Annotated in this window: 29 protein-coding genes and 1 pseudogene; 14 read left to right on the forward strand and 16 right to left on the reverse strand. The window is 56.1% G+C overall.

From position 1 onward, the window contains the following. The first annotated feature begins 499 nt into the window (after window positions 1–499). The 5 genes from AB4Z52_RS30820 (at window position 500) to AB4Z52_RS30840 (ending at window position 4506) form a co-directional block, all read left to right on the forward strand. Window positions 500–961 carry a hypothetical protein gene (locus AB4Z52_RS30820; protein WP_442221667.1) on the forward strand — a complete coding sequence of 154 codons (462 nt, stop codon included), beginning with the start codon at window positions 500–502 and terminating at the stop codon, window positions 959–961. 324 nt (window positions 962–1285) lie between these two features. Further along, window positions 1286–1813 (forward strand): GNAT family N-acetyltransferase, encoded by a 528-nt coding sequence (locus AB4Z52_RS30825; RefSeq protein ID WP_442221668.1) that lies wholly within the window; start codon window positions 1286–1288, stop codon window positions 1811–1813. Window positions 1814–2057: 244 nt separating this feature from the next. After that, window positions 2058–2681, forward strand: a complete 624-nt coding sequence (locus tag AB4Z52_RS30830; protein ID WP_442221709.1) for a recombinase family protein — start codon at window positions 2058–2060, stop codon at window positions 2679–2681. A gap of 5 nt (window positions 2682–2686) precedes the next feature. Next, complete coding sequence (locus tag AB4Z52_RS30835; protein ID WP_442221669.1) at window positions 2687–4150, forward strand: DUF4158 domain-containing protein; 1464 nt, start codon at window positions 2687–2689, stop codon at window positions 4148–4150. Continuing rightward, window positions 4147–4506 (forward strand): hypothetical protein, encoded by a 360-nt coding sequence (locus AB4Z52_RS30840; protein WP_442221670.1) that lies wholly within the window; start codon window positions 4147–4149, stop codon window positions 4504–4506. Before AB4Z52_RS30835 ends, AB4Z52_RS30840 begins: the two co-directional genes overlap by 4 nt. Here AB4Z52_RS30840 and metG read toward each other — a convergent pair. The 6 genes from metG to AB4Z52_RS30870 form a co-directional block, all read right to left on the reverse strand. After that, window positions 4471–6057: a methionine--tRNA ligase gene (gene metG, locus AB4Z52_RS30845; RefSeq protein WP_442221671.1), complete on the reverse strand. Its 1587-nt coding sequence runs from the start codon at window positions 6055–6057 to the stop codon at window positions 4471–4473. The genes AB4Z52_RS30840 and metG overlap by 36 nt on opposite strands. A 189-nt stretch (window positions 6058–6246) precedes the next feature. Beyond that, window positions 6247–7485, reverse strand: coding sequence for a hypothetical protein (locus AB4Z52_RS30850; RefSeq protein ID WP_442221673.1), 1239 nt, complete (start codon window positions 7483–7485; stop codon window positions 6247–6249). After that, a complete protein-coding gene (locus tag AB4Z52_RS30855) occupies window positions 7482–8387 on the reverse strand; it encodes a YcaO-like family protein (RefSeq protein WP_442221674.1) in 906 nt (301 codons plus the stop codon). The genes AB4Z52_RS30850 and AB4Z52_RS30855 overlap by 4 nt, the downstream gene beginning before the upstream one ends. A 14-nt stretch (window positions 8388–8401) precedes the next feature. After that, window positions 8402–9091, reverse strand: coding sequence for a TauD/TfdA family dioxygenase (locus AB4Z52_RS30860; protein ID WP_442221675.1), 690 nt, complete (start codon window positions 9089–9091; stop codon window positions 8402–8404). Then, window positions 9081–10193, reverse strand: coding sequence for an aKG-HExxH-type peptide beta-hydroxylase (locus AB4Z52_RS30865; RefSeq protein ID WP_442221676.1), 1113 nt, complete (start codon window positions 10191–10193; stop codon window positions 9081–9083). The genes AB4Z52_RS30860 and AB4Z52_RS30865 overlap by 11 nt, the downstream gene beginning before the upstream one ends. Window positions 10194–10253: 60 nt before the next feature. Next, complete coding sequence (locus AB4Z52_RS30870; RefSeq protein ID WP_442221677.1) at window positions 10254–10442, reverse strand: hypothetical protein; 189 nt, start codon at window positions 10440–10442, stop codon at window positions 10254–10256. 1046 nt (window positions 10443–11488) lie between these two features. Here AB4Z52_RS30870 and AB4Z52_RS30875 point away from each other — a divergent pair. After that, window positions 11489–12409 carry an ornithine cyclodeaminase family protein gene (locus AB4Z52_RS30875; protein ID WP_442221678.1) on the forward strand — a complete coding sequence of 307 codons (921 nt, stop codon included), beginning with the start codon at window positions 11489–11491 and terminating at the stop codon, window positions 12407–12409. A 464-nt stretch (window positions 12410–12873) separates the two neighbouring features. Here the strand turns inward: AB4Z52_RS30875 and AB4Z52_RS30880 are convergent, their stop codons facing one another. From AB4Z52_RS30880 to AB4Z52_RS30895, 4 genes are all read right to left on the reverse strand, one after another. Next, entirely contained in the window at window positions 12874–13437 is a 564-nt protein-coding gene (locus AB4Z52_RS30880) for a TetR/AcrR family transcriptional regulator (RefSeq protein ID WP_442221679.1), read from the reverse strand. Continuing rightward, on the reverse strand, window positions 13434–13973 hold the full coding sequence (locus AB4Z52_RS30885) for a dihydrofolate reductase family protein (protein ID WP_442221680.1): 540 nt from the start codon (window positions 13971–13973) through the stop codon (window positions 13434–13436). Before AB4Z52_RS30885 ends, AB4Z52_RS30880 begins: the two co-directional genes overlap by 4 nt. A gap of 127 nt (window positions 13974–14100) precedes the next feature. Then, complete coding sequence (locus AB4Z52_RS30890) at window positions 14101–14691, reverse strand: hypothetical protein (protein WP_442221681.1); 591 nt, start codon at window positions 14689–14691, stop codon at window positions 14101–14103. Then, window positions 14691–15242: an RNA polymerase sigma factor gene (locus AB4Z52_RS30895; protein ID WP_442221682.1), complete on the reverse strand. Its 552-nt coding sequence runs from the start codon at window positions 15240–15242 to the stop codon at window positions 14691–14693. The genes AB4Z52_RS30890 and AB4Z52_RS30895 overlap by 1 nt, the downstream gene beginning before the upstream one ends. A gap of 327 nt (window positions 15243–15569) precedes the next feature. On the opposite strand from AB4Z52_RS30895, the gene AB4Z52_RS30900 reads away from it, so the two are divergent. The 4 genes from AB4Z52_RS30900 (at window position 15570) to AB4Z52_RS30915 (ending at window position 17955) form a co-directional block, all read left to right on the forward strand. Further along, a complete protein-coding gene (locus tag AB4Z52_RS30900; RefSeq protein ID WP_442221683.1) occupies window positions 15570–16019 on the forward strand; it encodes a hypothetical protein in 450 nt (149 codons plus the stop codon). Continuing rightward, window positions 16016–16975, forward strand: a complete 960-nt coding sequence (locus AB4Z52_RS30905) for a tyrosine-type recombinase/integrase (protein ID WP_442221684.1) — start codon at window positions 16016–16018, stop codon at window positions 16973–16975. The genes AB4Z52_RS30900 and AB4Z52_RS30905 overlap by 4 nt, the downstream gene beginning before the upstream one ends. Then, window positions 16972–17706 carry a DUF5677 domain-containing protein gene (locus AB4Z52_RS30910; protein WP_442221685.1) on the forward strand — a complete coding sequence of 245 codons (735 nt, stop codon included), beginning with the start codon at window positions 16972–16974 and terminating at the stop codon, window positions 17704–17706. Before AB4Z52_RS30905 ends, AB4Z52_RS30910 begins: the two co-directional genes overlap by 4 nt. A 90-nt stretch (window positions 17707–17796) precedes the next feature. After that, a complete protein-coding gene (locus AB4Z52_RS30915) occupies window positions 17797–17955 on the forward strand; it encodes a twin-arginine translocation signal domain-containing protein (protein ID WP_442221686.1) in 159 nt (52 codons plus the stop codon). 393 nt (window positions 17956–18348) lie between these two features. Here AB4Z52_RS30915 and AB4Z52_RS30920 read toward each other — a convergent pair whose 3' ends face one another. After that, on the reverse strand, window positions 18349–21513 hold the full coding sequence (locus tag AB4Z52_RS30920; RefSeq protein ID WP_442221687.1) for an LPD7 domain-containing protein: 3165 nt from the start codon (window positions 21511–21513) through the stop codon (window positions 18349–18351). Further along, window positions 21506–21913 (reverse strand): plasmid mobilization protein, encoded by a 408-nt coding sequence (locus AB4Z52_RS30925; protein ID WP_442221688.1) that lies wholly within the window; start codon window positions 21911–21913, stop codon window positions 21506–21508. Before AB4Z52_RS30925 ends, AB4Z52_RS30920 begins: the two co-directional genes overlap by 8 nt. A 477-nt stretch (window positions 21914–22390) precedes the next feature. Between AB4Z52_RS30925 and AB4Z52_RS30930 the strand changes: the two genes are divergently transcribed. The 4 genes from AB4Z52_RS30930 (at window position 22391) to AB4Z52_RS30945 (ending at window position 24437) form a co-directional block, all read left to right on the forward strand. Beyond that, window positions 22391–23062 carry an AAA family ATPase gene (locus tag AB4Z52_RS30930; RefSeq protein ID WP_442221689.1) on the forward strand — a complete coding sequence of 224 codons (672 nt, stop codon included), beginning with the start codon at window positions 22391–22393 and terminating at the stop codon, window positions 23060–23062. A gap of 16 nt (window positions 23063–23078) precedes the next feature. Beyond that, complete coding sequence (locus AB4Z52_RS30935) at window positions 23079–23417, forward strand: hypothetical protein (RefSeq protein ID WP_442221690.1); 339 nt, start codon at window positions 23079–23081, stop codon at window positions 23415–23417. Window positions 23418–23710: 293 nt separating this feature from the next. Further along, a complete protein-coding gene (locus tag AB4Z52_RS30940; RefSeq protein WP_442221691.1) occupies window positions 23711–24022 on the forward strand; it encodes a hypothetical protein in 312 nt (103 codons plus the stop codon). A 157-nt stretch (window positions 24023–24179) separates the two neighbouring features. Beyond that, window positions 24180–24437, forward strand: coding sequence for a WGR domain-containing protein (locus AB4Z52_RS30945; protein WP_442221710.1), 258 nt, complete (start codon window positions 24180–24182; stop codon window positions 24435–24437). A 142-nt stretch (window positions 24438–24579) separates the two neighbouring features. Here AB4Z52_RS30945 and AB4Z52_RS30950 read toward each other — a convergent pair whose 3' ends face one another. From AB4Z52_RS30950 to AB4Z52_RS30965, 4 genes and pseudogenes are all read right to left on the reverse strand, one after another. Further along, entirely contained in the window at window positions 24580–24876 is a 297-nt protein-coding gene (locus AB4Z52_RS30950) for a hypothetical protein (protein WP_442221692.1), read from the reverse strand. A gap of 247 nt (window positions 24877–25123) precedes the next feature. After that, window positions 25124–25690 (reverse strand): hypothetical protein, encoded by a 567-nt coding sequence (locus tag AB4Z52_RS30955; RefSeq protein ID WP_442221711.1) that lies wholly within the window; start codon window positions 25688–25690, stop codon window positions 25124–25126. A 9-nt stretch (window positions 25691–25699) separates the two neighbouring features. Further along, a pseudogene (locus tag AB4Z52_RS30960) lies at window positions 25700–26058 on the reverse strand (LD-carboxypeptidase); the annotation flags it as partial. 116 nt (window positions 26059–26174) lie between these two features. Then, window positions 26175–26384 carry a hypothetical protein gene (locus tag AB4Z52_RS30965; protein ID WP_442221693.1) on the reverse strand — a complete coding sequence of 70 codons (210 nt, stop codon included), beginning with the start codon at window positions 26382–26384 and terminating at the stop codon, window positions 26175–26177. Between the last annotated feature and the right edge of the window lie 244 nt (window positions 26385–26628).

Raw genomic sequence — 26628 nt, forward strand, 5'->3', positions numbered from 1 at the left:
TTGTGGCCGAGCCCTCCCTCAAATCTGTGTCTTAGAATCTCGCGGACAAGCCGCATATTCAATCTCTCCGCTGGCATCGCGTTCCTTCCTCTCAGCGCACCGAAAGGAGGAGCTTCTCACCAGCAGGAAACCCCGACAAACACCCCAACCAGGGGGCGGCATCATCTCGGAACGAGGGGGCGGTTAATTCTCGGAATTGGGGGGCGGCATCATTTCGGAATCAGGGGGCGGCTTGCCTCGGAATTTGCAAGATTTGGTGAAGGAGCACGTTTCAAGCCCATCGTTACGGCATATTCGCGACCCGGCAGCTATCCTTTCAATCTCGCGTCGGATCCTGAAGAGCATCGATCGCGGCAGCGGTATTTGGCAGAAGTGGGAGGGAGAGCGCGAGGTCCTCATAAAATCGGCCGTCGGATGTTGGATTCCAACTGACAGCCTCAGGGACTACCTAAATCTCTTTTCGGGTCCGAAGCTGACTTCCACGGACGTTGCGCAACGGATGAAGGCCATCGAAGAAGAACCTTATACTTCGTACCCAAACGATGACCTTCGTGAGGGATGCTTGGCGATCTTCAATGAAGAGAAGGAACTTGGCACAGAGCTGTCGGCAATCATCGGCCGTATCGCGAATTTCGTTTTGGAAGAGGAGGAGCGCCTACGCGTTGAGCGCGAGCAGCGCTACAAGCAGGCCCGCATTGAAGAGCAGGATGCCGCCGAAGCCAGATTGATCGCTGGCGCGGATTGTAAATGGACACAGTTGCGGGGAGCGCCTGACTTTTACTGTCGCACGAATGGCCGTACCTACCGGCTGTCGCCAACCGCCGATAAGAAATGGGAGCTTTTTCGCGTGGACAGGCCGTCGCCAGATGACAAGGGTGAATATATCGGCCGATACGGTGGCCGTGGTAACGCGACAAAAGTCGTCGCTCAGATGGCATTTCAGCCGGAGTACCGGCGCTAGGCGCGGAACCTTATTGAGACGTTTGCTCTTCGTGGCGGCTCGCAGTCGTCGACAGCAGTAGTCGGGGGTTGAGTAGCAACGGAACAGAAAACCTACATGAGGGTCGAGCTGCCGTCAGGGGACGAAGCATGTGTCCGTCGAACCAGCAGAAAAGGGCGTTGATTGCGGACTGTCGGCTTTTGGAGACAGGCCCGCTATTGCGGACCTCTGGCTGGTCGTCATAGTGTCCAAATTAATTTCGCCAGCTGCTGATTTTTGTGGCCGCGGACTCATCCGCCCACCATTGTCCAGTTGGGTCGTCTGGAGCTGTTTCGGAGATCAAGAATGGACTATGATCCTTCCATCCGTTTGTTGACCGAGCGCCTGGCGCTACGTCCAACTATACCGAACGACGTCAAACGTGCCCTCGAGATCAGGTCTCACCCCGAGGTCGCTCGCAACCTGGTTGCGGCAACGATTCCGCCTGATCCAGAGAAGATGACTAACTGGTTCAAAGGTCACCCCGATGAGTGGCGTGAAGGCACCGCCTACCGGCTAGCGATTACCTTGGAAGGCCGTTTGATTGGCGTTTGCGACGTCTTCGACATTGGCGAGGGCGAGGGCGAGATTGGCTATTGGCTCGACCGGACGGTTTGGGGGCGCGGTTTCGGCTTGGAAGCTGCGAGACAACTAGTCCGGTTCGCTATGGAAGATGTCGGTCTGACCTCGGTACGAGCGGGGTGCGCGGACGACAACGCTGCTTCAGCGGCAATTCTCACACGCTTAGGGTTCAGCCGACTGGAGGACGTTCGGGTCTTCTCGAAATCTCGCGAAGCAGAGATCACTCAGCGTCGATTTCAGTTGGCTGTCTAATGTCCTTGCAATCCACCTGAAGGCGATAGGCCGCATGTGGCTTTCTATCAATCGGCTTTGAATGGCCGAAATGAGGTCGACTCCTGCCACCGCTTCCGCTCCAACAAACCCCGGTTTGATGCGAAGATGTGGAGCCGACCCCAAAGCAGCCGGAGAAGGCTGCGAATTTCATAAATACCCGTGCAGAAACCTATAGCCGATAAACTCCCCTGCGTCTAAGTTAATATGGAAGTGGGGAATGGATATGCTGATTGGCTACATGCGCGTTTCAACCAGCGAGCAAAATCTCGATCTTCAGCGCGATGGGCTGGAGCGTGCCGGGTGCGAAAAGATCTACAACGATGTTTGCTCGGGGCGCGCTACCGAAAGGCCAGGCCTTGCGAAGGCACTTGAGATCAGTCGGGCTGGTGACGCGCTGGTGGTATGGAAGCTCGATCGCATCGGCCGCTCGCTTCCGCACGTGGTCGGTCTGGTGAGCGATCTACAGAAGCGCGGGATCGGGCTCAAGGTGCTAACCGGTGACGTGGACACTACCACTACGACCGGCAGGCTCGTCTTCGGTATCTTTGCGACGCTGGCGGAGTTCGAGCGTGATCTCATATACGAACGCACCATGGCGGGACTGGCGGCGGCCCGCGCACGCGGGCGAGCCGGTGGACGCCCGCGTGTGATGACCCTGCAAAAACTCAAAGCGGCAATGGCGATGATGGCCGACCAGGACAATGCCGCGCGCGATGTCGCCGCACAGCTCGGCATGTCGTTATCGACGCTCTATGCCTATGTCGATGCGAAAGGAAAGCCGCGCGAACGGGCCAACGAACTCCTCGCCAAGCGCCGTACAAAGCGCGAAACTGCCGCACAGGTTTAAAGACCATGCCGGTTGGTTTCCTGACCGAAAGCCAGGCCAGGGAGTATGGCCGCTTCACTGGAGAGCCGACGCCGGATCAACTGGCCCGCTATTTTCATCTCGACGACGTTGATTGCGCGTTCGTCGCCACGCACCGCGGCGACCACAATCGCCTGGGTGTTGCCGTTCAGCTCGGATCGCTACGCATGCTCGGGATTTTTCTCGAAGATCCGAGAGAGGTGCCTGACTCCGCCCTGCGCTTCACCGCCCACCAGCTTTCGCTCCCCGGCCATGAGGAACTGATCGCCGAATATGCACGAAGCGAGGGGCGCTGGCGACATGCTCTCCGAATTCGCCAGCGCTATGGCTACCGAACCTACACCGATCGCGGCGTCGGCTTCCGGCTCAACCGTTTCCTATATGCCCTGTGTTGGACAGGATCTGACCGACCTTCGGCTATATTTGACCGGGCGGTCGCCTGGTTGCTTGAGGCCAAGGTTCTGCTTCCAGGCCTGTCCGTTCTCGAGCGCGCCGTGGCAAGGGTGCGGACTCGTGCGAACGCCCGTCTGCATCGCGCGCTGATCGAGGCATTGACGCCCGATCAGCGCGCGCGCCTCGACAGCCTTGTGGAAGTTCCGGAGAGCCTGAGGCAGAGCCCGCTCGACCGACTGCGGGACGGGCCCTATATACAGAGCGGCCGGGAGATCAGCCGCGCGCTTGCACGTCTGGCAGAGATTCGTGCCATCACCAACGAGCTTCCCTCGACCGATCGGCTGCCGCCGGGCAAAGTTTCGTCTTTGGCGCGTTTCGCAGTCGCCGCAAAGGCACAAGCGGTCGCGCGTCTGCCACCCGATCGGCGCGCCGCCACGCTGTTGGCCTTCATCCAGACCCTGGAGGCATCAGCTGGAGACGATGTGATTGATTTGTTCGATGCAGTCACGACATCGATGTTCACCCAAGCGGCTACGGCCTCGAAGGAGGCCAGGCTACGCTCTTTGCGGGACCTTGACGCCGCTGCACTGAAGCTCCGCGACGCGGCGATCGTTGTCCTCGATCCGGAAACACCTGATGCAGAGGTCCGCGCCGCGATATTCCGGCTTCTCAGCAGCGACGCGCTGGCCGCTGCGGCCGAGCGCGTCGGGACGCTTGCCGAGCCCCATGACGACACCTATTTCACCGAGCTCAGAAAGCATCCTCGCAAAATCGCCTACACACCGGCACTGCTTGTTGGTCTTGATCTCGGCTCTGCGTTCTCGACGGGCTTCGCCGCGCAATCCGCCGACGCGATGTTTTTCCGGTTCGATCGCTACGTTATGCCGACCCGAGAAAGGGTCTGCTATCGGGAGCGGCGTGGGAGGCCGCCCGACCGGCGATCTGCCGCACCGTTGGTGTATCGGTCTCGGCCGACGAGGAGCTTGCTGGATTGTCGCGCAGGCTCGATCTCGCCTACCGTGAGACAGCCGGGAGGGTGCCGGAGAACGCAGCGGTGACGATTGTCAGCACTCCGGCCGGTCCCGACCTCTCCGTAGAGCGCCTGGAAAAGATCGACGAGCCCGCGAGCCTGATCGCGCTCCGCATGGCAGTCGATGCCCGACTGCCCAGGCTCGATCTGCCTGAGCTGATCTTGGAAATGCACGCGCGGACGGGGTTTGCCGACCTCTTCACACATGCCAGTGAAGGCAGCGCCAGAGCCGAGGATGTTGACACTGTCGCAGATCTTAGCAATTTTGCGACAACCACGCGAAATTCAAAAACCCCAAACCGTCTCGCACGTCTGAGCTTCTTGCAGGAAGTCATGGCTCCGCCAATTTCAGCCTTCCGACGATTTCATTTGTCTGCTCAATGAGCGATCATGGCGAGCTGGAAACAGGGGCTTGCCTCTTGAGATCCTCAGGGCGGGGAGCTGGCCTAAGTCGCAATTAGTGGTACTCGCGCCCAATTTTTTTAGAAGTTCCCTGCTCGTATAAGGTAAAACTGGAGCGATACACTTAGCTATGATAAAGAGTCCACCTGACAAGCTAGAGAGACAAGTCTTGAGCCGTAGAATATCATTTTCATCCTTGCTTTTAGCAAGCGCCCAAGGTTCTTCTTCCGCTACATATCGATTACACTCGGCGACAAATCCCCAAACTTCATCAAGAAGTCTGTCAAATGTATAGGACTCGACCAAAGAGCCGCTATTTTTCATCAAGCGCTCCCCACTGACAATAAGTCGATCATCTTTTATATCGTTAGCTTCGCAATCCTGAATGGATCCGTTGAAATAGCGTTCCACCATACTGAGCACCCTGTGCACCAGATTTCCGAGCTGGCCGGCAAGTTCGCTGTCATATGCACGCTCCAGGCGCTCTTTTGAAAAATCTCCGTCAGAGGTCGATCGAATGTGCCGCAAAAGATAATATCGCAGCGCGTCAGTACCGAATTGCGCAACGATTGGGACGGGGTCGACAGTGTTACCGGCTGACTTACCTATTTTCTTTCCTTCTGCCGTCACATATCCGTGAACAAACAGTCGCGTCGGAAGTGCAATTCCGGCTGAGAGGAGGATTGCCGGCCAATAAAGCGCATGGAAACGGGTTATTCCTTTTCCTATAAAGTGTTCGCGCGATTGGCTATTTTGCCAGTAGCGAAAGAACAAGTCTTCATCCGCACCATAGCCAAGAGCGGTAATATAATTCGCAAGAGCGTCGAACCACACATACATGACCTGCTCAGGGTCATCCGGTACAGGTATCCCCCATCCTTGCGCGCGATGCTGCGACCTGGATATACTGAAGTCCTCAAGTCCTTTTTCGAGCCACGCCAGCACCTCATTACGTCGTTTCTCGGGCAGAATTTCTATCTGGTTGGTTGCGTAAATCTGCTTCAGTTGATCCTGATAACGGCTCAGCCGGAAGAACCAGTTTTCCTCGCTGACGAGATCGGGCCTCGTGCCGTGCTCAGGGCATCGGCCGTCGCACAGGTCCTCTGGCTTATAAAACTGTTCGCACCCTATGCAATAAAGACCTTCATACTGGCGCTTGTAGATGTCGCCGCGATCAAAACACCTCCTCCAAAGCTTCGTTGCGCCAGGCAGATGTCTCGCGTCGCTGCTCGTTCTAATGAAATCGTCGTAGGAAAGCGCCAGCACGTTTTCCAGGTCACGGAAGACGCTCGAATTCCGCTCGATGAAACTCTCTATTGGGAGGCCGGCTGCTTGCGCCGCTTGCACATTCTTGATGCTATTTTCATCGGTGCCTGACAGGAAACGCGTTTGCCCGCCGCTTAGCCGATAGTAGCGCGCCAAAGTATCAGCCTGGATGGCCTCGAGCGCAAATCCCACGTGCGGAGCTGAGTTGACATACGGGATTGCAGTGGTGACGTATCGGACAGGCTTGTGGGAATGTTCTTCGTTCATTTTGAACCTCTCTTTCAAATCGAGGCGGTTCAAACATCACATTCCGCCCCCGTTAGAAGCGGACGGACATCCGTTAAAGCTCAGTCGCGCGATGTCCTATTTCCGCTCATGTTGTAGAGCGGCATCATTGCGCAGCCATGGATAAAAATAGATGTCATAAGATAGCGGTACGCCTCGTTGTATGCTCTGTCAACTTTTGCGGGTCGAGGCACCCATTCTGGTCGCGCTTCCAGGCTCGATCGGAGCGAACTGTCGATTGGTAGGGTCTTCCTCTTTATCTCTATTCAAGGTCGAAGCAAAAAGAAGCAAGATTAGACAAGAACCTAGCAGCAATGCACCATATATCGAAAGCAGATGCGACGGCGTAATATTCGATGTTAGTGCTATACCAGCTCCCCAAATCGACAAGGACGATGCGACCCTGCTAGAGCTCTTTCCATAAGAAAGATATTCCTTCAATCGTGGTCCCTTGAGCTTTTTGAAAATTGCATCGGAGAAAAGTGGTATCGACAACCCATAGGCGATACCGATGATAGCTACAAGTACATAGGCCAGCTGAGTCGAAAAGGCGAAACCAAGAACCACGATCAAGCATCCATTTACTGCAGAGAGAGCGAGAACTTTTCCCAAGTTACCCTCAAGCCAAGTTTTTGGTCCGATGCTGAACAGCAAAGCTATTTGTACGCACAGGAAAGTCGCATAAAGCGTGCCGTTCAACGCAGGCCCCCGAAGTCCAGGAGACACGGCCAGCAGAAGAAACGAGACTGCGCCTTGTGAGAAATTTATCAGAAAATTGTAGAACATAAACCATATTGCCCAGACATCGAAACCTCCCGATCTCGACGCTGTAGGTCCCTGTTTGGTCGGCGCATCAAACGCGTTGATCCGCATCGGATAATAAAATGACAAACCGGCCACGACCAAGAGTGCGATAAAGAAGATCCCCCCGCCGCTGTGCTGACTAAACGAGCCAGCGACGAGAGGGGTTATCCCCTGCGCGGCGCGACCCAAAATGTTAGCGAGTGCTGAAGAACGCGTGTAGCTGTACCCATAAACGGCATTGGCAAAGACCGGTGCGACGCTTGTCAGTACCTGGTCGAGAGACGCTACAATGAGAACCAATCCGTAAAATACAAAGGTAAGTCCGGAATGTACATTTAGAGAAGTCAAGCAGCAGCCAGCAGCCAGATAAAAGCAGGTTCGAGACGCAAACTGAATTTTCGTCTGCGCGGGATCGCTTACGCTGCGAAGAATCCTTGAAAACAATGGCGGTAGCACGACAGACGAGATAAAAGGTAAGCTAAAGATTAAAGAGGAGCCCAGCGTATTGGCTTGGCTCAACATGCTCATCCCCAGCACGGTCGTGATGAGAATTGCCACGATACCCGGTGCGTAGGCGCTCACGAGGAAAAGGTTTGGCTTGATCATAGGAAGGGACTCGGTTCATCGGGAGAAAAATATGAGATGTCATCTGCGTCGTTCGCGAACGCTCGGACGACATGGACGCTCTCGTTGCGAAAGATCTCGCAATAGGTGAGCTCCGGCCGCGGAATAGCAGTCCGTGTCATGCCTAATCCGGAAATCAGCATGCGGCTCCTTTTCAGGTATAGTTCCGTCAGCGCAGGATCGATCAAACGGGAATGGCGCGGCCCAAAAGATTTCGCAGACGCCAAGCTCGCCTGCAACATTTGGCGCTCCTCAATCGCATGAGCCATTGCCTCAGACGCATTTTGCCGGAACGCACTCCCAAAGCAGGCCTGTGGACGGACCAAGGTAATGCGACCCGAGACAGCAAGTGATCCACCAAAAAGGTCGGCCACGCCCTGAAAACACAACTCCGTTTCCGTTTCCTCGACAAACTGGATTTCCAGTGCGAGCCGTCCGCGCCACCACAGTGCTACGAGGTGTCTTTCGATCACCTCGTTTATGGCATGTTCCCTGGCGCAGTGAAGTGGCGTTCCCAGAGCAAGGCCCGTTGCATTTCGCTTGCGTCCTTTTTCTTGCGTAGCCCCAATGAGCACCTCGCTTCTTTTGATCTGGGCGATCCTTGCATCGTTGCTGGCAGAAAAGACCAAGAGTTCTTTTTCCAGTTCATCATCACTATAAGCAACGTTACTGCCAAGAAAGCGCTCGACGCATTCGTAATATGCAGTGGCCTCTGCCGATTGGCAGTCCTTCTTTGCGCTAAAGCCAAAGAAGAACCGCTTTTGCGAGCCTGGCTTTATGGCAACCATGCCTGCTTTCGCGTGCCAAACGCCTGGAACGTCATCAGAATAACTCACCTTTGTCCGCACCGGCCAGTCTCGCTCATGGGAAACCTTTGTCGCCATCGGTCGAAAGCCTTCTAATGTGTCTTGACGGTTGGAGTCCTGACCTCTCGAATAGGCAGCGTATCCCCCGGCACATACATCAAGCGTCTAATCAAATGTCTCGTCGAGCCCTGATCTAGGCTTTGTCGTCCATGAACCATCCGATGGTTGTCTATCATCAGAATATCACCGGTTTCGAACGCAACCTGCTTCGATGGGCTCTTGTCGATCGCCTGTTGAAACTGTTCGATTGCATCGTATTGTTCATCGGTAAGGTTTTTGGGGATGTTCCAGGGATTGAAGAAGACTGTGGTCTTCTGGTTTGCCGACACGCTTAAAATCGGCATCGAACACAGACGGTTGCTCACACGGCAGTTGAAGCCAAGCCGAATAGATTTCAAAATTTCGATCGTGTGCTGCGGCAACAGATCTAATGTTACCAGCGTGTCGACGATGTCGAGAGGGACGGAACGTTGACCGGCATCAACGCATATCCAAGCGATATAGAATGCTCGTGGACTATCACAATGATACGGTATCGCCTGCGGTTTGGCGACATTGTGAGTCTTCGAGTTATCAAGACGTATGTCGCTGTCATATAAGGTCGATGCCAGCTGTCCTGTGATTGTGTCGAAGACGAACTGGTTTGCTTTACTTACGGTCGTCCACCCATTAACGCGGATATCGGCATGCAAAGCGTGGAAATTGGCGTTGTCAACCGGCATGTTTCACCTCCTCAGCCCGCAGATCGGCAAAAAGTGGGTGATACGAGGACGGCTCAAAGACCTTTTCTCCACCAAAACGGTGGGTATAAGCCTGCGATTTGTCGAATGACGACCAGTAGTCACGGTAGGTACAAGTATCGATGATTTCCTCGAAATCACCCAGAAGATCGTGTCCGGCGTCGGTAAGCCTCGCCCCCTTTGCTATTTCCTGAATACCAGCCGAGAGCTCGTCGATTTGCTGATATAAATAAACCAACACCTCCCTATCGCCGTCGTGTGTGGCAAGTCTATCAAACAACTGTACGATACGAGCCGTCACAAATGTTGCATGGAATACGCCGAGCATGGGGCGCGGATCCGGACGGATTGGAGAGGTAAAGAGCTCGGAACGGTCGTTCAATACGATCGGATCGATCGCCATGGCCGCGTTGAGATACATGTGCGAGATCTCGTGCGTGAGATGCTCACCGTAATAGAGCTTCGGATTGACGCCAGGACGGGGGGTACGGATCAGCATGCAGCCAAACATCCGAACATCGGTTATCCCCATTGTTACGGTGCCCTGGAATATGCGCACCTTGTTCAAGAAGACGTCCAGCTCTTGTCGCATCTCCGGAAAGTAGTCGCTGATCAGCGCGATCGCGGAACGAATATTGCTTTGCTCAGCGTGGGCAATTTCCTCGGATACAGGCTCGATGATTGGGCGCTGACGGAAATATTCTTCGCCGAGTTCCTTCGAGTTCTCGGCAATAAATGTCTCCCAGTCGGAAACCCCGAGTGAGGCGACGTCGGGGCCAGCTTCAGCTCTACGCTCCGTAGATGCCACTTCCTCTGCAATGCAGTCGACTATTCGATCAACGGACGTTTTATTTTGTGCTCGCAGAGCCAGTAGCAGTTTGTCGTGCAGGTAGAAAATACGCGGATTGAGTATCTCGACGCTACCGAGTTTTGTGAGCATTGCCGAGAGGTCGATCGTCCGAGTGCCTTTTACAAGAGACAGCATGTAAGCCAGGCTTCCAAACATCTTGAAATAGAAGTTACGTCGGGCAAGCTCCGCATTTTTCGTCGACGGAAACGCTGAAATAAGGTTCTTCGATCTCATGAACTATCCTCCGATTGGATGAGAAGGGCCACGCAAGCCTGGCCCTTCGTTCATCGAAAGTTACGGCCCTGCGCTAACACTGACCTGCATGGTTGACAGGGCGGTGTCGAAAATGAGGTCGTCATCGAGCTCGTAGGTCACGGGCCCAGAGTAAGTATGTGCTTCCAGAACGCGGTCATCTGCGCCCGAGAGGATGCCTGTCGTGTTCGACATGTGCTGCTTCGAAGCGGTGTTGAGTTCGGTTGTCATTTCCTTCTCCTTTCAGTTTCGCCGACTGACCTCGCTCGACGAACGGGGCTGCATCGGCACAACCGAGGATTTAGCCAAAATATGGTCGAAAAGAGGCGAAGTGTAGAATTACTTCTATTAAAAAATTCATTTTAAATCAATCACTTGGACGATTGTTGTTTCTTTTGATTTGACAAATAACAGGGCATATTTCGCGCGATTCAGACCAACGACACCGTTTAATATGTCAATAAAAATGTATCACTGATTGTATTTTTCAAAAGCCAATAAATGGCTTAGCGCGTTGTATTGGCGCACTGATATATTATTGTCGGCTCTTTAGTGTTTGTTTACTTAATAGAAACAACTCGCGATTTTCCCAATGCAGTGGCTTTAGTTTGTCAAGTCATAACCGCTTAAAACCGTGGTAGCTTTACTGATAGATTTAGTGATGCCTAAATCTCGTATAGAGAGTTCATTTGCCTGATAGGCGAGCCACCTGCCTGTGCGCAACTTTAAAGATTTAAATGAGAAACGACTGCGTTACGTTCATGAAAAAGTCTTAACGAAACGGCAGCCAGATCAACGCCTACACTCGCCGGTGAGCTGAAAGGGGGCAAATACAATCGTGACAACGAAAGCGCTCAGAATAGTCGGAGGCAGCAGAGTCAAGAAGAGCGCCCTACTGTGCAAACCTGACAGCCGACGAGAGACGTGCAAAGCAGAGCTTCAGTGCCACAAAACCGCTCATCGGATCGCCTTGTGCATCTGCACGCTTTAAAAGCGCTAGCTTCGAACCTGAAAGATGAAAACCCCAGCTTCTGGTAGAAGCCGACTGCATCGGGATCCGAATGGACAAGTGGCTCTCTGATCTCAAGCGAAACCGCCAGCCGTTCGAGCTCTCCCGTGCCCACTCCTCTGAACATCAGCCGATATGGCAACGAGACGCACACGATCGCCCTTCCATCAGCTTTGCGTAAATCAGGCAGAGCGTCCCAAAACTCTACGGACAGCTGATTATAGGCCGCTTGGGGTTGCAAACTATCCGACGCATTGGAGCTTTTGCCGTGACAATAATTTTGAAAGACGAGGATCTGGTAGGTAGCTCCTTCATGAAAGTTGCAATCGATGCCGTAGAAGGTGCCTTTCTCGCTCGCGCTCATGGTAAGGCCGTGTCACCGCCAAGACATCACGTATCGTTTCCAGGAAGTGGGGATCTGGTCTTTACGGTAGGTGGTATTCTTGGAGAGAGGCCACTCGCAGGCTTTCGGGTCTACGAGACATTCGATGGGGCCGAGCACTCGCAGATAGTTGCCGTCTGGTCTGCAGACGATGCCAGGCTGAAAGGGATCATCCTCGGGGAGCGGCTGGGTGCTATCAGGACCGGTGCGATCGGAGGAGTGGCCATTCGGCACCTCAGTTCGCCGGAGGCCAATATCGTCGGCGTGTTAGGTAGTGGACTCCAGGCGCGAACCCAACTCGCAGCTGCGGCTGCCGTTCGCGAAGTCACAGTAGCTCGGGTTTATAGCCGTAATGAGATAAATCGCGCCGTCTTCGCCCGGGAAATGCAGCTTGAGCTTGGTATAGATATAAGACCTGCAGAGAGCGTCAGAGAGGCCGTGAGTGATGCCGATATCGTCATCTGCGCCACATCCAGTAACCGACCGGTGGTCACTGCCTCCGATTTGAAATTTGGCGCTCATATCAATACCGTTGGCCCGAAGACCCTGCAGGGATACGAGCTTGGGCTCGATATTGCCGATGCGGCGAAGATCATATCAACCGATTCCTCCGAACAGACACGTTCCTACGCGTCGCCCTTCTTCCTAACCGGTTCAGGCAACGAGCAACGCGTGGTGGAGCTCTCTGATATCATCGCGGGAACGGCGCTCGGCCGGACATCGGCGGCAGAGACGACTTTGTTCTGCTCGGTCGGCTTGGCAGGAACAGAGGTTGTCGTAGCCTCAGCAATCTTGGGCAACCTGTGAACTTGCCCCCTCCAAGCAGATGCCCCGACGATCCTAGTTTTGGGACAGTCTGCCCAAGTTTTGCTCGACATGTTAGCCCGACTTTTGCAGCGTTCGAAAGTTGGAGCATTTGCGACGGACGACCGGCGAATTGCAAGTTGTTCTGATCGGCCCAAGGCCGCGATCAAGGCTAGTTGCGGAAAAAAGCACAAAAGTAGAATCCATCGTTCGGGTTCACCCTATCTCAAGCCGTTGATTGCAGCTTTTGCATCGCATGGTTGGCATGTACCGGCGGTGGCCAACTGGGCCTAGTCTCATTTTGATAACGTGTGTCCGACTGCGGCACCAATCGCTGTGCCAACCGCTATCCCGATAGCGATGTTGCCAAGTACCAGTTCACCCACTGCCGCACCGATACCAATGCCTATCGCCCTTCCTGTAGCCATATCGAAAGCCTTTCGATCAATTCGCAAAAAGGACGACAATTACTCCGCCAGCGCTTTTAAAAGCTCGGCAAGGGCATCGTCATAGCCATTGTCCAGGCCGGGGGCACCGGACGTGGAACGGGCACCCATCGCGGTTGCGACTGCGGCACCATGGGTGAAATCGACGAGGATGTTCACCCAAAGCCGAGACCGTTGCGGTGACAGGCCAGCTCCCCCCAGCAGCGCCGCAATACTTTCAGTTATTCGCAGTGCCTGCGCGGGAAAGACCGATGGTCGGCTGAAAATCAGCAAGGTGAGGCCGGGATGATGCAAAACCTGCGCGTGATAGTCACGCAAGAGCGCCTCGATACGTGTGAGAGGAGTGCCAGAGGCTGGAGCAGAAACACCGCGATAGACCCGTTCCGACATGGCCCCGATCAGTCCGTCGCGGTCCCCGAAATGGTGGTAGAGAGTCATCGGATTGACCAGAAGCCGCTCGGCAAGTGCCCTGATGGTGAATGCCTCGGCACCTGTAGCATCCAGCAGGTCCAGGGCGGTGGCCAGCATGTCATCGGGAGAGGGAATGGCCTTGTCGCGAGGAGGGCGTCCTGGCGGGCGGTTCATGGCGCAATCCTGTAGTGCGACTGGACGAGGCCGGAAGCGAAAGCGCGGGTATCCTCATGGATGAGGAGGATGTCGGCGGGAATTGCGCCGAACAGGCTGCGCCCCTGTCCCAGCAGCACCGGAATGCGGGTGATCACCATGTCGGAGATCAGCCCGGCCCGCAGAAATGACTGAATGACGAGGCCGCCATCCACATAGACCCTCCGGCATCCCTCGGCTTCCAGCATAGCCATCGCCTGCTCCGGCGTTCTCTCGGCAGAAAACCGCACCTTTCCAGTAAGGTCTGGCGGGATCTGTTGGTCTCGGAGGGAATTCGACAGAACCAAAACCGGGCGCGTGTAGAGCCATGGTCTCACGTCGCGAATGGCTTCGTAGGTGCCTCGCCCCATGAGGATCACATCGATATCTTTGATGAAGGCGTCATAGCCGTGATCCTCGGAAGGGTCGTCACGCTCCAGCAACCAGCCTATGTCCTTGTTACTGCGTGCTATGAATCCGTCAAGGCTGGTGGCTATGAATACATGTCCGCTGATCATATCGGCCTCTATATTTATACACTGTATAATTAATATGATCGGGGAATGGTCACGTCAACCCACCCACGGCTCAGATCAGGATACAGGAGGCGAAAGGCACTCCGTCTCGCATGGCAGTCGACATCGGTTATTTCAAATGTCGGCGCAAATCCTCGATTTCGCCTTCGAGTTTTGCAGCCGCGCGCCGATTGAGGACGGCGACGAAGAGTAGAAAGGCGAATGTCAGTCCATCCGCAGTGAACGCGAATGATACTTTGCCGGCGAGGAACATACCGCCATAGATCATGGCGAAGCCGGGTATCATTGGTCCGACATACCAGAGCCAAGCCGATCGGAGCTGGACACGCTCATGCTCAAGGCGTCGCGTCAAATGATCGATTCCGGTGGCGGCCATGTCCTTGTGGCCCTTGATGCGACGACTTTTAGTAAAGAGGTGGAGACCAACGCACACCATGCCGGTCACCAGAGCTGCAAAGCCCGAGGCAATCAGCATGTCGATGGCGGAGTCGCCCGTGATGAAGGTGAACACGGCCATGAACAGGAGAAAGAGCGCCGCCGAGCCTCCAGTCAGATATTCGAGCGTGTTTCGGCGATTGGTCGTTCGGGTGAACTGCCGCTCGCGTTTCTTCACCTGGTCGAGAGTGATAGTCGCGGTTGTCATGGACTGTTCCTTCCAGTGATGTTGAGTGTCACTGTCGGCAGTCGGTTCGTCGCTCATCAAGCCCCTCCCATGTTGAAGCGATCGGCTATGAGGCGCTTGACGCGATGAACACGGGTGGCGACAGCGCCAGCCGAAAGCCCCGAAACTTCGGCGATGGTCGCCGCGCTCTCATCTTCGAGATAAAGGATCATCACCTGCCGATCGATCGGTCCGAGGCGCTCGAGGATGGCATATGCGCGTGAAAGCGCCTGCCGTTCGACCAGGTCCATCTCGGGTGATGGCAACGGATCAACAGGATCGTACTTCTCAAGATCATCGAGATCGACGGCATGATTCCAGCGTCTGGCCCTCGCAACATGGTCCGCGGCGACATTGGGGGCGACACGATACGTCCATGTTCGGAGTGAGCACCGGCCATCGAACGACTTCAGGCTGCTCCAGAGTTGGAAGTGAATGTTCTGCAGTAAATCCTGCCGTTCGGCGGGATCTGCTTCGTAACCAGCGGCCAGCCGCCCCAACGTGCTGCCGAGAAGTTCGACAGCCAGCGCGTATCGATCATCGGCATCTTCGGGCAGTTCCGACTCGAAAGTTTTCGTTTGGCAGGTCATGATCATAGAGAGATAGTCACACTGCAGCGGGATTTCTTACATCCCGCCCAACGCAGCTTTCTGGCTGTCTGAGACTCGAACCGCTCTGGCTACGCTTTGCCAGGACATAAGCAGGTCCATGCGCCGGAGATTCCGGCGGCTGCACGCCCATGCATGATCCGGGTCGCCCTTGTCGCGAAACTACCGATTGAAATTTCGATTTTGCGACTGAGTTTTGCGCCGCTGCAGAATAGGGATTTTTGCGCCGGAATCCATAGCACTAGACCGGCGCATTGCAGGCCGGTCTATATATGATAATGTGCTTTATCATATATAGCAGGGGCGACCATGACACGGGACGAATACGAGCGCGATGTATGCGCAAGAAGCGGTGCGGCCGTCGATGTCCCGTTCAAGCCAGATGTGTTCATCGGGAACTGGAAACCGAAGGTCGCTGAGTGCCACGCCAATGTGGATTACTGGGTCGCGCATCACGCTGGGTATGCCCCTGTGTGCGGATGGCTGTGCTACGCAAGCTTTGGCCCTGATAGTCGCGGCTATACCGCCCATTCCGTTTTGCGTCATCCTAATGGTGGGCTGGTTGATATTACGCCGGTCGAAGACCGCAATTTTGTTCATCGGTGGTTTATTGAGCATTTGGGAGATGACACGACATTTCTGGAAATGAGGAAAGATACCCTCATCAATCTCACGTGTCAGGGCAATTTCCCCGCTCCGCCGCTCGACCCTATGTGGGCGTTGCAACTATATGAACGGGAGCCGGAGGAAGGGCTGTGAACCAGATTGTCACCCTCGGGGCAGCTGTCCTTGACCTTCCGACCATGGTGGCAGGCGACACGCTGACCAAGCGGCGCTTCCTGGAATTTTTCACCGCGAACATCCGCAATCCTAATACCCGAAAAGCCTATGCGCGATCCGCAGCCGCGTTCCTCGATTGGTGCGATCGGCGGGGTATTGCCGCGCTGACGGCAATCCAGCCTATACATGTGGCCACCTGGATTGAGGAGATCGGTCGAAGCCATTCTGTGCCGACCGTGAAACTGCGCCTGGCTGCAATCCGTCATCTGTTTGATTGGATGGTGACAGGGCAGATCATGCCGACTAATCCCGCTCATTCGGCGCGAGGGCCGTCTTATTCGACAAAAAAGGGCAAGACACCCGTATTGTCACCGGAAGAAGCCCGGCACCTGCTTGCCAGTATTCCGGATGATACGATCGCTGGAAAGCGCGATCGAGCATTGATTGGCTTGATGACTTATTCCTTCGCGCGCATCGGCGCCGCTCTCAGTATGAAAGTCCGGGACGTCTATGTGCAGAGCCGCCACTTATGGGTGCGGTTACACGAGAAGGGCGGTAAGCGTCACGAGATGCCATGCCATCACACACTTGAGGCCTATCTCGACGGCTACATGGAGGCCGGCGGTTTGAAAGACCATCCGCACAGCCCGTTGTTTCGCACAATCGCGCGCGGAACCGCTACGCTTTCTGAAACTCCCCTGCCCCAGGCAAATGCCTATGCGATGATTCAGCGGCGGGCCAAAGCGGCGGGGATCGATACGGCCGTCTGCTGTCATACATTTCGAGCAACCGGTATCACAGCCTATCTCAAGAATGGTGGGACGCTCGAAAAGGCTGCGCACATGGCAAACCATTCTTCGACGCGCACCACACAGCTCTACGATCGTCGCGATGATGAGGTAAACCTGGATGAAGTCGAGCGGATTTTAATATGAAGATCGCGGATCAATATGAAGATCGCGGATCAAAAGGAGTGTGTCTTGTGAATCCGGAATTCGCGAAGCTTGTTGATGACGCGGCCAACGTTAAGACATCCGGCAGGTGGGGTGCCATGGACGCTAAGATCAAACGTCTGGCTGCAACGCCGGGCGACGGTAATGAGTGGTATGTGCAACTATTTGGCGCTCTGTGTTGTCAGGTATTTTCAGAATATCACCAGCTAGAAACTGCCTATAGTGATGGACGCGAGAATGCTTCCTTGCTCGCTTGGCGGGCGAGAAATCTTCTCGAATTATCGGTGTGGTCTAAGTATTTTACAACAAGCAGGGTGCATGCGCGTCGTCTTTATGAGGACGCTGGCCGCGACGTACTCGATCTCTTTAGTGCTTTCGAGAAATGGGGCCAAGCAACAGCCCAATCGACTGACTGGCTCGGTCCGCTTGCGAGCGGAAAACAAGAACTATCTCAGCGTGCAGCGGCGGAAGGGATTGAAACTTTGGAAGGCTCTTACAAAAGTGTTGCCAAGGCAGCTGAAGATTGCGGGATTAGCGATCATTATAGGCTCTTCTTCAAAATGCTATCCAAATTTGCTCATCCAACGGCGATGCAAATTCTGGGCGTTCCTGATGAAGCAAGACATTCTCTGCAAAGAGATTTTTTCTTCAGCCACGGGTGCCTCTTCTTCGCCGGAGCCTTCGCCGCCCTTGAAAGTGAGGCATCGGAATAAAATTCTTTGCCTTCGACGATCCCTCGAAGTGATGACGCGCGGCCGGTGACGTGATTCAATGCCGCCCATCCCTTCAATGGAGTATTCGGCATGATCGACCGCCGCGAATTTGTCACCGGCCTTGCAGCGGTTGCCGTGGCTGGCGTCGCTCCGGCGCACGCCGCCGCCGATCCCGCTTCTTGTTCGCTCTGGCCGCCCCTCCCGCTGGCGATCCTACCAACCCCGCGCCTTTATCGCCGCCATTTTTGAGACGGCCATGTGTTCCCGCTGCCATGTCGATATGCGCGGCGACGATGACGTGACCTATTTGCATGTTCCGAGCGGCTTTCATTTCGCCGTCTGACGCGCCTAACGCCGTTTGGTGGATGTGCGCACCGGAAGCGCTGCCGCTTCCGCTTTACGATTCCCACATAACGCATATTGGCCGCGCTGTTGTTTTCGCTCATTTCAATAGCATCGCACTTGCACGCGTTCGGCGCGGGCGTGACGGCTCTTTCTTTGTCGATTACCAAGACCCTCGCCACACGGAGCCCCGTTCTGCCCGAGCCCAAGCGACTACCGCTGGCGCGGCTTATGCGACTGTCTCTGTGTTTCTTTCCGATTCTGATCTTGGCGGTTCGCGTCCTTCTCTGCCAGCAGTTCCTACTGAGCTTGACGTTGGCGCTCGATCTCAGGCGACTGATTCACGTCGGCCGGAATGGGCCTTGACGGGTTCTGGTCGACCGCACGTTCGGCACGCACAGCCGCATTCGCCTCAGCTTGCGTTCGGTAGGAGTGGTCCTCACCGCCACCGTCGATCGGCCGTTCGCTCGTGGCCGTACTGCGTTCGGCCTGGCGGACTTCCCGTTGCGCCTCGACATCGGTACGCTCGCGTACAGTCTGAAGGGCGAGCTCGATTTCAGCATCCGTTTTTTGGCCTGGCCCCTGCATGCTCGATCCCTCGGCAAAGCCAGATCGCTTTTCTTCGCCAGCCTGGTCTTGTCTCCGGCGTTGCTCCACCTTCTCCCGTGCGACCGTCAATTTGTCCTGTAGCTCGGGATTGCCGATCTTGAAGCCATGTTCCACAGCTAGCTCAACAGCCAGGGCCTTGTCGCGTTCGGATCCGTTGACGGTAATCTTGTCCCACTTCCTTGCCGCCTCGCGCATTGCCGCGAGCATCGATTCCCGATCGCGATCGGCAGGCTTTACCTTATCACCATCGATGACCGGAGCCTTGGGCTCACGGAGGGGTGACTGCGTGGCCGTCGATCCGGCTGCTTGGGCTTGCACCTCTGTCTTTACCTCGCCGATCCGCAAACCAGCTGAGATCCCACCACGGTCGGCACGGTCCCTGGCGATCCGTTCGCTGGCAGCGACGAGCTTGTCCTGCAGCTCGGAGTTCGTGATCTTGAATCCGTGTTCTGCGGCAAGCTCGATGGCCACCGTCTTGTAGCTTTCCGTACCATTGATCGTCAGCGACCCCCATTTCCGGGAGCCAACCTGCATGGCGGCCAGCACCACTTCCCGATCCTTCCAATCGGCAATCTCCACCTTGTCGCCATAATCGGTGAAAGCGACACCGCCGATCCTGCCACTTTCCTTGCGATGGATGTATCGGATCACCTCACCGCGCTCTTCGGCGACGAACTGGCGGAACTCGTGCTTGGTGGGCAGCACAAAGGTTTCACCCTGGACGAGGCCTCGTTTCCTCTCGATACTCTCCTGCGTCGCCAGCATCTCCTGCTGGGTCTGCTTCAGCTTGCCGTCCAGCTTTTCGATCTGCGGCTGCTGGTCGACAGGCAGATGCTTCTTGATCACCTCCATCTGGGCGTCCATCTCCGCGAAAGAGGTATTCATCACCTTCAGGTTTGCCATGTCGTCAGTCTCCTTTGTTGCTCTACCTGGCTGATGTCGGATGGATTGGTGGTCGCCGGCGTTCTGCGCCATTGCCTTCTGCGCCATTGAATGGGCGGCAGTCTCACTGCGCTCACGGAACTGCAGGACGCTTGCCGTCACCGTCTCGGCCGGCACGAGCGGGCGCATCCTATCTGCAAGGTCTCGCGCCACGACGAAGTGGTCACCGCCGCCGCCGATGCCAGATTGACGACGCGCCGGCGCGATCCGATGCATCTCGCTCGGGTGAACATCGATGAAAGTCAGCGTTCCGCCATATCGGTGCGCCAATTCCGCCGCCGCCGCGCGATCGCGGGTGACGATCGGCACTGAGGAGCGGGTTCCAGGCCGTTCCGCCCGATAGAGACGCAAGACGCCTGCTTCCGGTGCAGTCTCCGCCGGTGATTGCAAAGTGGCCGCCACATCGCCCCAGCCGCTTGCTGCGGCTCTAGCATGGCGCTTTCCTTCTTCTCGTGTCGGAATGTGTACGGCACCCGTCTTTACCGCCTCGACGCGTCGGCGCACGTTTTCCGATGCAATGCCTCGTTCCACGCGCTGAATATCCTTCTGCTTATAGCCGGGAGGGTTCGCACGCTCGAACCGGCTCATCGCGTCCATCGGAATATTGCGTTCGCGCGCCTCTTCGGCAAGTGTCTTACGCCAGCGCTTAAAATCCTGGATCCGCGGATGAAGGCGCTCGCCGGTCTCCGACAGCATTTTGACGGCGGCATGAACATGCAGGTGCTGTCGATCCTCGTGCAGCACAAAGGCATAGCGATGCCCGGCAAACTCTCGGCCAAGCGTTGCACGCACAGCATCAACGAACCTTTCCCTCGGCGTTCCCGGCTTGGCGCTGAAGATGATATGGGCGACGTCGCGTCGTTCCTGCGAACGAAGATCACGCTTCCAGTCCTTCGCCTCTTCCAGCGACGTCGCGCCAGCACCGACCACGACATCATCGGCAAATGATCCGTTTCTGTCCTGGCGAGCCGACTTCACAGCAAGACGCGTCCCTTTGCGAACCTGAGCGAGGTAACGCCCGACCCCTTCGACCCCATGGGCAAAACCATGGAACTGCACTTCCGTGTCGGCACTGAGCGATGCCTTGAGGTGTATCTCGAGGTTGCCCAAGGATTTTCGATTGTCATAGATGCGCTGCGACTTGGGCTCACCGGGATGGGCACGTGCGGCCGCACTGAGAACCACTTCGACGATCCGTCCCTCCCCTACAGCATTCGGCTCGCTCCGCCATGCAAAGCGGTGGCCTGGCAACGCCTGTTTTAACGTCTCGCCCACGGCCTCGTCTGAGCTCGATCGGACGGTCAATGACAGTCGCAGCACGTCCTTCGATGGCTGGCGCCCATCTTCTTCGGCCCATTCATCAGCAAGCGTTTGGATCCATGGTCCACCGGCAACCTGCTCGCCGGTTTCGCGCTCAACGGTCAACTCGCCATTGCGGCTCTGGTAGGTCAGAAGCTTGCCGACACGGGTACTGCCGGCGGCATAACTCACCAGCTTGACCACGGCCGGCTGCGAACCTCCCGCAACCGCCAAGCGCTCGGCCGGGCCGGCAGTCCGGATCCCCGAACCCGCTTTCGCACCGCCGGCGGCAACGTTTGAGCCGGAATCCGGCTCTGCCTTGCCAAATGAGCCAGCGCGTCCAGTGGTAGAGACGCCGGCGCCTCCCCCGCCGCGGCGCTTGCGCCATTCATCTTCGAATGCCATGGGAACGGGAATGAACCCCGTACGCGGCTTGCCGCCCGTATAGGGCGTGCCATTGCCGAGGCGACGCTTCGGCTTTGGTCCAGGCTTCTGTCGAATTTTCCTGGCAGCGAGGCTGTCGAGATCCTGCTGCTGGAAATTGCTCGACGCCCGCCGTTTCTTCCGCCGTTCGATATCGTCAAGCAATTCCAGGAAAGCGTCGACGTCAAACATCGGCGCTTACCAGGCGCCGAGAGCGAGCACGGCTCCTGGCGCGCAGGTCGTCGAGATCGCGTTCGTGCTGCACAACTAGCCTGGCGAGCCGTTCCACGCCGCCGTGCAGATGTTCGTAACCGGGAGCCCGGCCGCTGTTCAGCGCCCGGGCAATCTGGTTGAGGTTCACGCCCACTTTGCGAAGCTGAACCACAGTCGATTTAAGCCGCTGCGCCGCCTCGCCCTCGAAGGTTGGTCCAAAGCCACCCGCTTCACGCGCCAATCGCCGCAGCACTTCGCTGGTGGGGAGTAGCGCCTCCTCCGCAAACGTCGTCAGCGCGGCAAATTCCGCTTCCGACAACCGGACACGCACCGATCTGGTTCGGTTCGCCCGCCTTTGTGCAATCGAGGTCTCGCTCATTTCTTCTCGCTCCGGTCGCCCTCTGGCGACTGCCGGACGAGCTCATCAGCCTTTAGGCCGCCCATCGGGCACATGTCAGTTTTCGTACACCGAAAACTGCTATCCTGCCAACAAAATAATTCCCTTTTATCGTTTATTTTCAAATAGTTATATCACTTGTGACACTTGCAACACTGACATCAGTGCCACCATTGTCAGAACTGTCTGTCGTGCCAATACTGATTGCAGTGGCCGGCGTTCGGAAAGCTCTTGAACGATCAGAAGTGATGGCAGCGACAACCGCGAAGAACGGCCGTCAGTCGGCGCTCTGATCAAAGCTCCGGAACTGACAGCACTGCTGGAAGTGGCGAAACGGGTAACACTGGCAACGGCGCGGAAGCTGCGGCGAGTGCCGTAAGCAATCAGGCTTGCAAAACTGTTCGTCGCGTTATATTTGCTATATATGTAATCATTCACCGCATCATGAAGATCCTGGAAATGACCATTATCGCACTGGCGAACTCCAAGGGCGGCGTTGGCAAATCAACCCTGTGCCTGCTGATTGCCTCTGAACTTGCTGAGAACGGTGCCAGCGTTCTCATCGTCGACGCCGATCCGCAGCAGTCCTGTCGTCAATGGGTGGATCGGTGCAAGCGCGCCGGCACGCTACCGTCCTCACTGCTGGTCATGTCGGCCTCTTCACCACATGACCTGAAGGTCTTGCTCACGACGGCCAATGCATCGATCATCCTCATCGATGTCCAGGGTTCGATCAACGATCTCCTGATCGCGGCCATTGTTGCAAGCGACATCACGCTTGTGCCGGCGAAGGCCAACGTGATGGAAATGGTCGAGACCGTAAAACTGTTCGAATGGGCACAAAGCAGTCTCAAACGCGCGCCGCTCAGGCTCCTTCTCAATCGCGTCGAAGGCATCGACACCAGGACAGCGGCATTCCAGGACGCCGTCCAGATGATCCGCGCCAACAAGCTTCCGGCCCTCCCCACCTTCGTTCGCGCCAGAAAAGTCTATGAGCAGTTTTCCAAAGAGGCCGGTTCGCTTGCGCAGATCGGCAAGGATCCGAGCAAAACCGAACAGGTCACCAAAGCCCGCGCCAACATCGTCGGCGTGATCACCGACATCACCAGGACAATCGGTGAAACTGACTGAGTGAACGGAGGAGAACTTGAACGAAATTCCGCCACCACCAAAATCGCGCCGTAACCTCTCGGATCTGGATTCCCTGATCGCCGATTCCATCGGAAAAATGGGGTCATACGGCGAGATGCATGGATCGCCAAAACCCAGCCAGAGTTCAAGCGAGCCACCCTCGACAGAACCGCGGCCGCAAACGGTCGATCCTGATTCTGGCTCCATCGACGACAAGCCGGAACGGTTTCAGATATCCCTGTCTGGCGCAGTGATCATCGCCTCCAAGCTGGAGGCACTCAAACAGAAGACGACAGCCGGCGAGATTACCGAACGGGCGCTCAGATCATATCTGGGGATGCCTCCCAAGGCCTGATCTCAGACTAAGCACACCATGCGAGGAAACCAATATTCGGCTGGATCGATTATGCCAGGAACATCATCGATCAGATTTTCCACGAGCCTTCGGCAGACCCTACGGCGCTACCTGGCGGGCGCGGGCTGCCTCCGGCTGTTCCGTTCGCCTATCGGCTCACTCCGGCCACGGGCGCACCGTCTGACGGCGCTGCGGCTGGAAAACCCCGGTCACGTGATTTCGTCACTTGTACGGAATCGTATAGGGTCGCTCTTTGTCATCGCTTCAAGTAACTCGACCTACAGGAGACAGCTATGATCCCGTCGCCAGCTCAACAGCTAATCGACAAAATAAAAAAACTTTGTGCAGAGGAGCGGCAGAAGATTGCCGAATTGAACCGCCATCTCGGGCCTGGGCTAAAAACACAACTTCGGGAAGCATCTTCCAAGCTTGACAACGTGGAGCAATTATTTCTGGACCCAAAAATTCTCGCGGAAGATCGTAATCCGGGTCAATGGACACGATGGCTGAATGCGGCCAATAAAGTTTTTGCCTTGGCTGTTAGCCACCGCGAGAGAGTCGAAAAGCTCCAAAACACGTACGGTCCGGACGCCAAGTCATTTTAGCGCATGCGGTGCGTCGATAGCGAGCCGGACTCGCCGGCACATAGAATCGGCGCCGTAGGCGAACGTATTCTGAGTGATCACGGATTTGAATCGCGACGGCCCAATCGATTCAAATTCCGAATTGGACGTGCATTTGCTTGCGTGCGACTCTTCAGTCATGAACGCCCTAACCTGCCGCCTTCACATTAAGCGCGTCGACCCCAACAGGAACATGGCGCGCTACTATGAACTTTCTCTCGAGCCAACACTCTTTGGCGAGATCTCACTTGTCAGAACCTGGGGGCGGATAGGCCGACGCGGCCAGCGGCGCGTTGAGCTATTCCCCACGGAAAAGCAGGCCGTCGAGCTGTTCCTGGAACTCTTGCGAAAAAAACGGGCTAAAGGCTACAAACCAGACCGGCCTGCCTCGATCTAGAAGCGCCTAACGTTGCAAAATGGGAGCCGGTGAATGGCCCGCTCCCTTCATTCAGGCGGGTAGGATTTCAGTAGGAGCAGCGGATTTCACAGCGCCGCTGAATATTTCTGGATGCAAGCACCACGGGCCGCGAGTCGCGCCATCAGTCGATAATGTCGATGATCTCGTAGCTCTTCACAAACGCGCCTATGCCGTCATTCAGCAGGGCAAAAATGCTCTCCCTAGAGATGGGAACAGTTTCGATCTTCTCCAGCTGCATCGGTGGCCAGCTGCTCTCCGGCTCGCTCTCAACGTCTTCGCGCAGTTCGCGGAGCGCCTCGCGGGCACTGCCCTCGTCGTAAAAGAAAATATCCGGAATCCCTGTATAGGCCCAGCGATCGTCACGGCCTTCATCGACACGTGCGTAACTGTAGAAGGTGAACGATCCACCCTGAGACATGCTTTACCTCCAAATGCTTTCCGACACTGTCGGGGAACTGACGTGACCGGATATGAACGGCATCCAACCAGATTGCTACTCGCAAAAGTGTTAGCTCCAGGTCAATTGCAGGATTCAACAGTCCCTGCGATAGGTGTCGCGGCCGCCGCCGTCGGCAAGCTTTGGACCAGTTGCGACGCTAACATCCGTTTCAAATGTGCCGAAAACAGCCATTGCGGAGTTCGCGAAATTCAAGACGAACTGACGGTCAAAGAGCAACGGTCACTGTCTTCGAGGCGGTGTCAAGAATGGCGTTCGCACCGACAGGTACGCTCAACGGCTGACGCCCATGCCCCAGCGGCAGCCCGCCGAGGACCGGAACCGCAAGGCGATCAAGGTGCTCGCGCAACAAGTCGATAATGGAGAAGCGGCGGTCCAGATCAACTCCGGTGAACTGCCCCAATGCAATCCCGGCAACCCCATCGAGATGGCCGGCCTTCCTCAGCATCGTCAGTTGTCGGTCAACTTGTCCGATATGCATGTTGACGGCCTCGAGCAGCAATATTGCGCCGTTCAAGTCTGGCAGCGCCCAGCCCGCGGCTGTCGACACCATATCGAGATTGCCGCCAATCAACGTTCCTTCGACCGTCCCCCCGGTTGTCAATGCTGACGTCGGCTCGTCGGGTCTGGAAGCAACCGTGACGGGTTCGAAAACCATCAGCGCCCTCCGCAACGCCTCTCGATTCACGTCTCCGACAGCACCATCTTCCTCGGCCATGAGCGCCCCATGGATACCGACCAGCCCACAGTGTTTCTGCAGGCTAAGATGCAGCATCGTGATGTCGCTGAAGCCAATGACGAACTTCGGGTTTCTTCGTGCCGCCTCGAAGTCGAGGCGGTCGGCAATGCGATAGGATCCCTGCCACCGCGCGTCGCGAAGATCGTGCGAACCGTGGGGTCACGGAGCGCAGCGTTGAAATCGGCTAGCCGCTCATCATCGGTTCCGGCGAGAAAGGCTTCCTTTCGAAAGATGTGTTCGCCGAAGTCGACCGTCAGACCCCAGCTCTCAAGGATAGCTGCCCGCTGGTAGACCTCATCTTTGTCGGGGGTGCTTGCCGGCGATACAAAACGGACCTTGTCCCCGGCTTGCAATTTCGGGGGAGTGATTGCCTTTGGGTTCGGTGAGACGATCTCCACCCGCATATTCACCAGCCGCCCTCAAGTTTCAGTGAGGTTGAAGCCGTCACCGACGAGGATCTGGTCATTTTGTTGAATGGTGAATTGATACAGATCCTCGAAAGGGTTGGAAGCCGGACCGCTCAATGTTCGCTCCTGTGCTGTTTGTCGTTAACGGCCCTGTCGATCCGCTCGATCTCTTGGATCTCCTTCTTGATCGCTTCCTTGGCTGCATTCAGAGCAGCCATATAGCCGGCCTCGAACGCCTGACGCGCGTGGTCTGGCTGTCGGTGTTCCTTGTCTTTGCGATCGAGGCTGTCCCACCAGCGCTCGAATGACATGATGGTGCTCATGCATTTCCTCTCTCGATGCGTTTCTAGCTATGCAGCGACTATGGCGGATGCATTCTATCCGAAGAATCCTTCTGCAGCTGCCATCTGCGAGCGCATGCAGAAGTCGGGTTTATATTGTTTTAGTAGGCATTTGATGAAGGGCTCGTGCTCCGCTAGTGGGCCAATTCCTGCGGTTGACCTGCTTCGCGTTGCGAGCGATATGCAGCTATTATGCCGGTCTCGGGAATCGAACCGCCGACTCTCA

The organism is Rhizobium sp. 2YAF20 (genome assembly GCF_052114685.1).
Classification (GTDB): domain Bacteria; phylum Pseudomonadota; class Alphaproteobacteria; order Rhizobiales; family Rhizobiaceae; genus Rhizobium.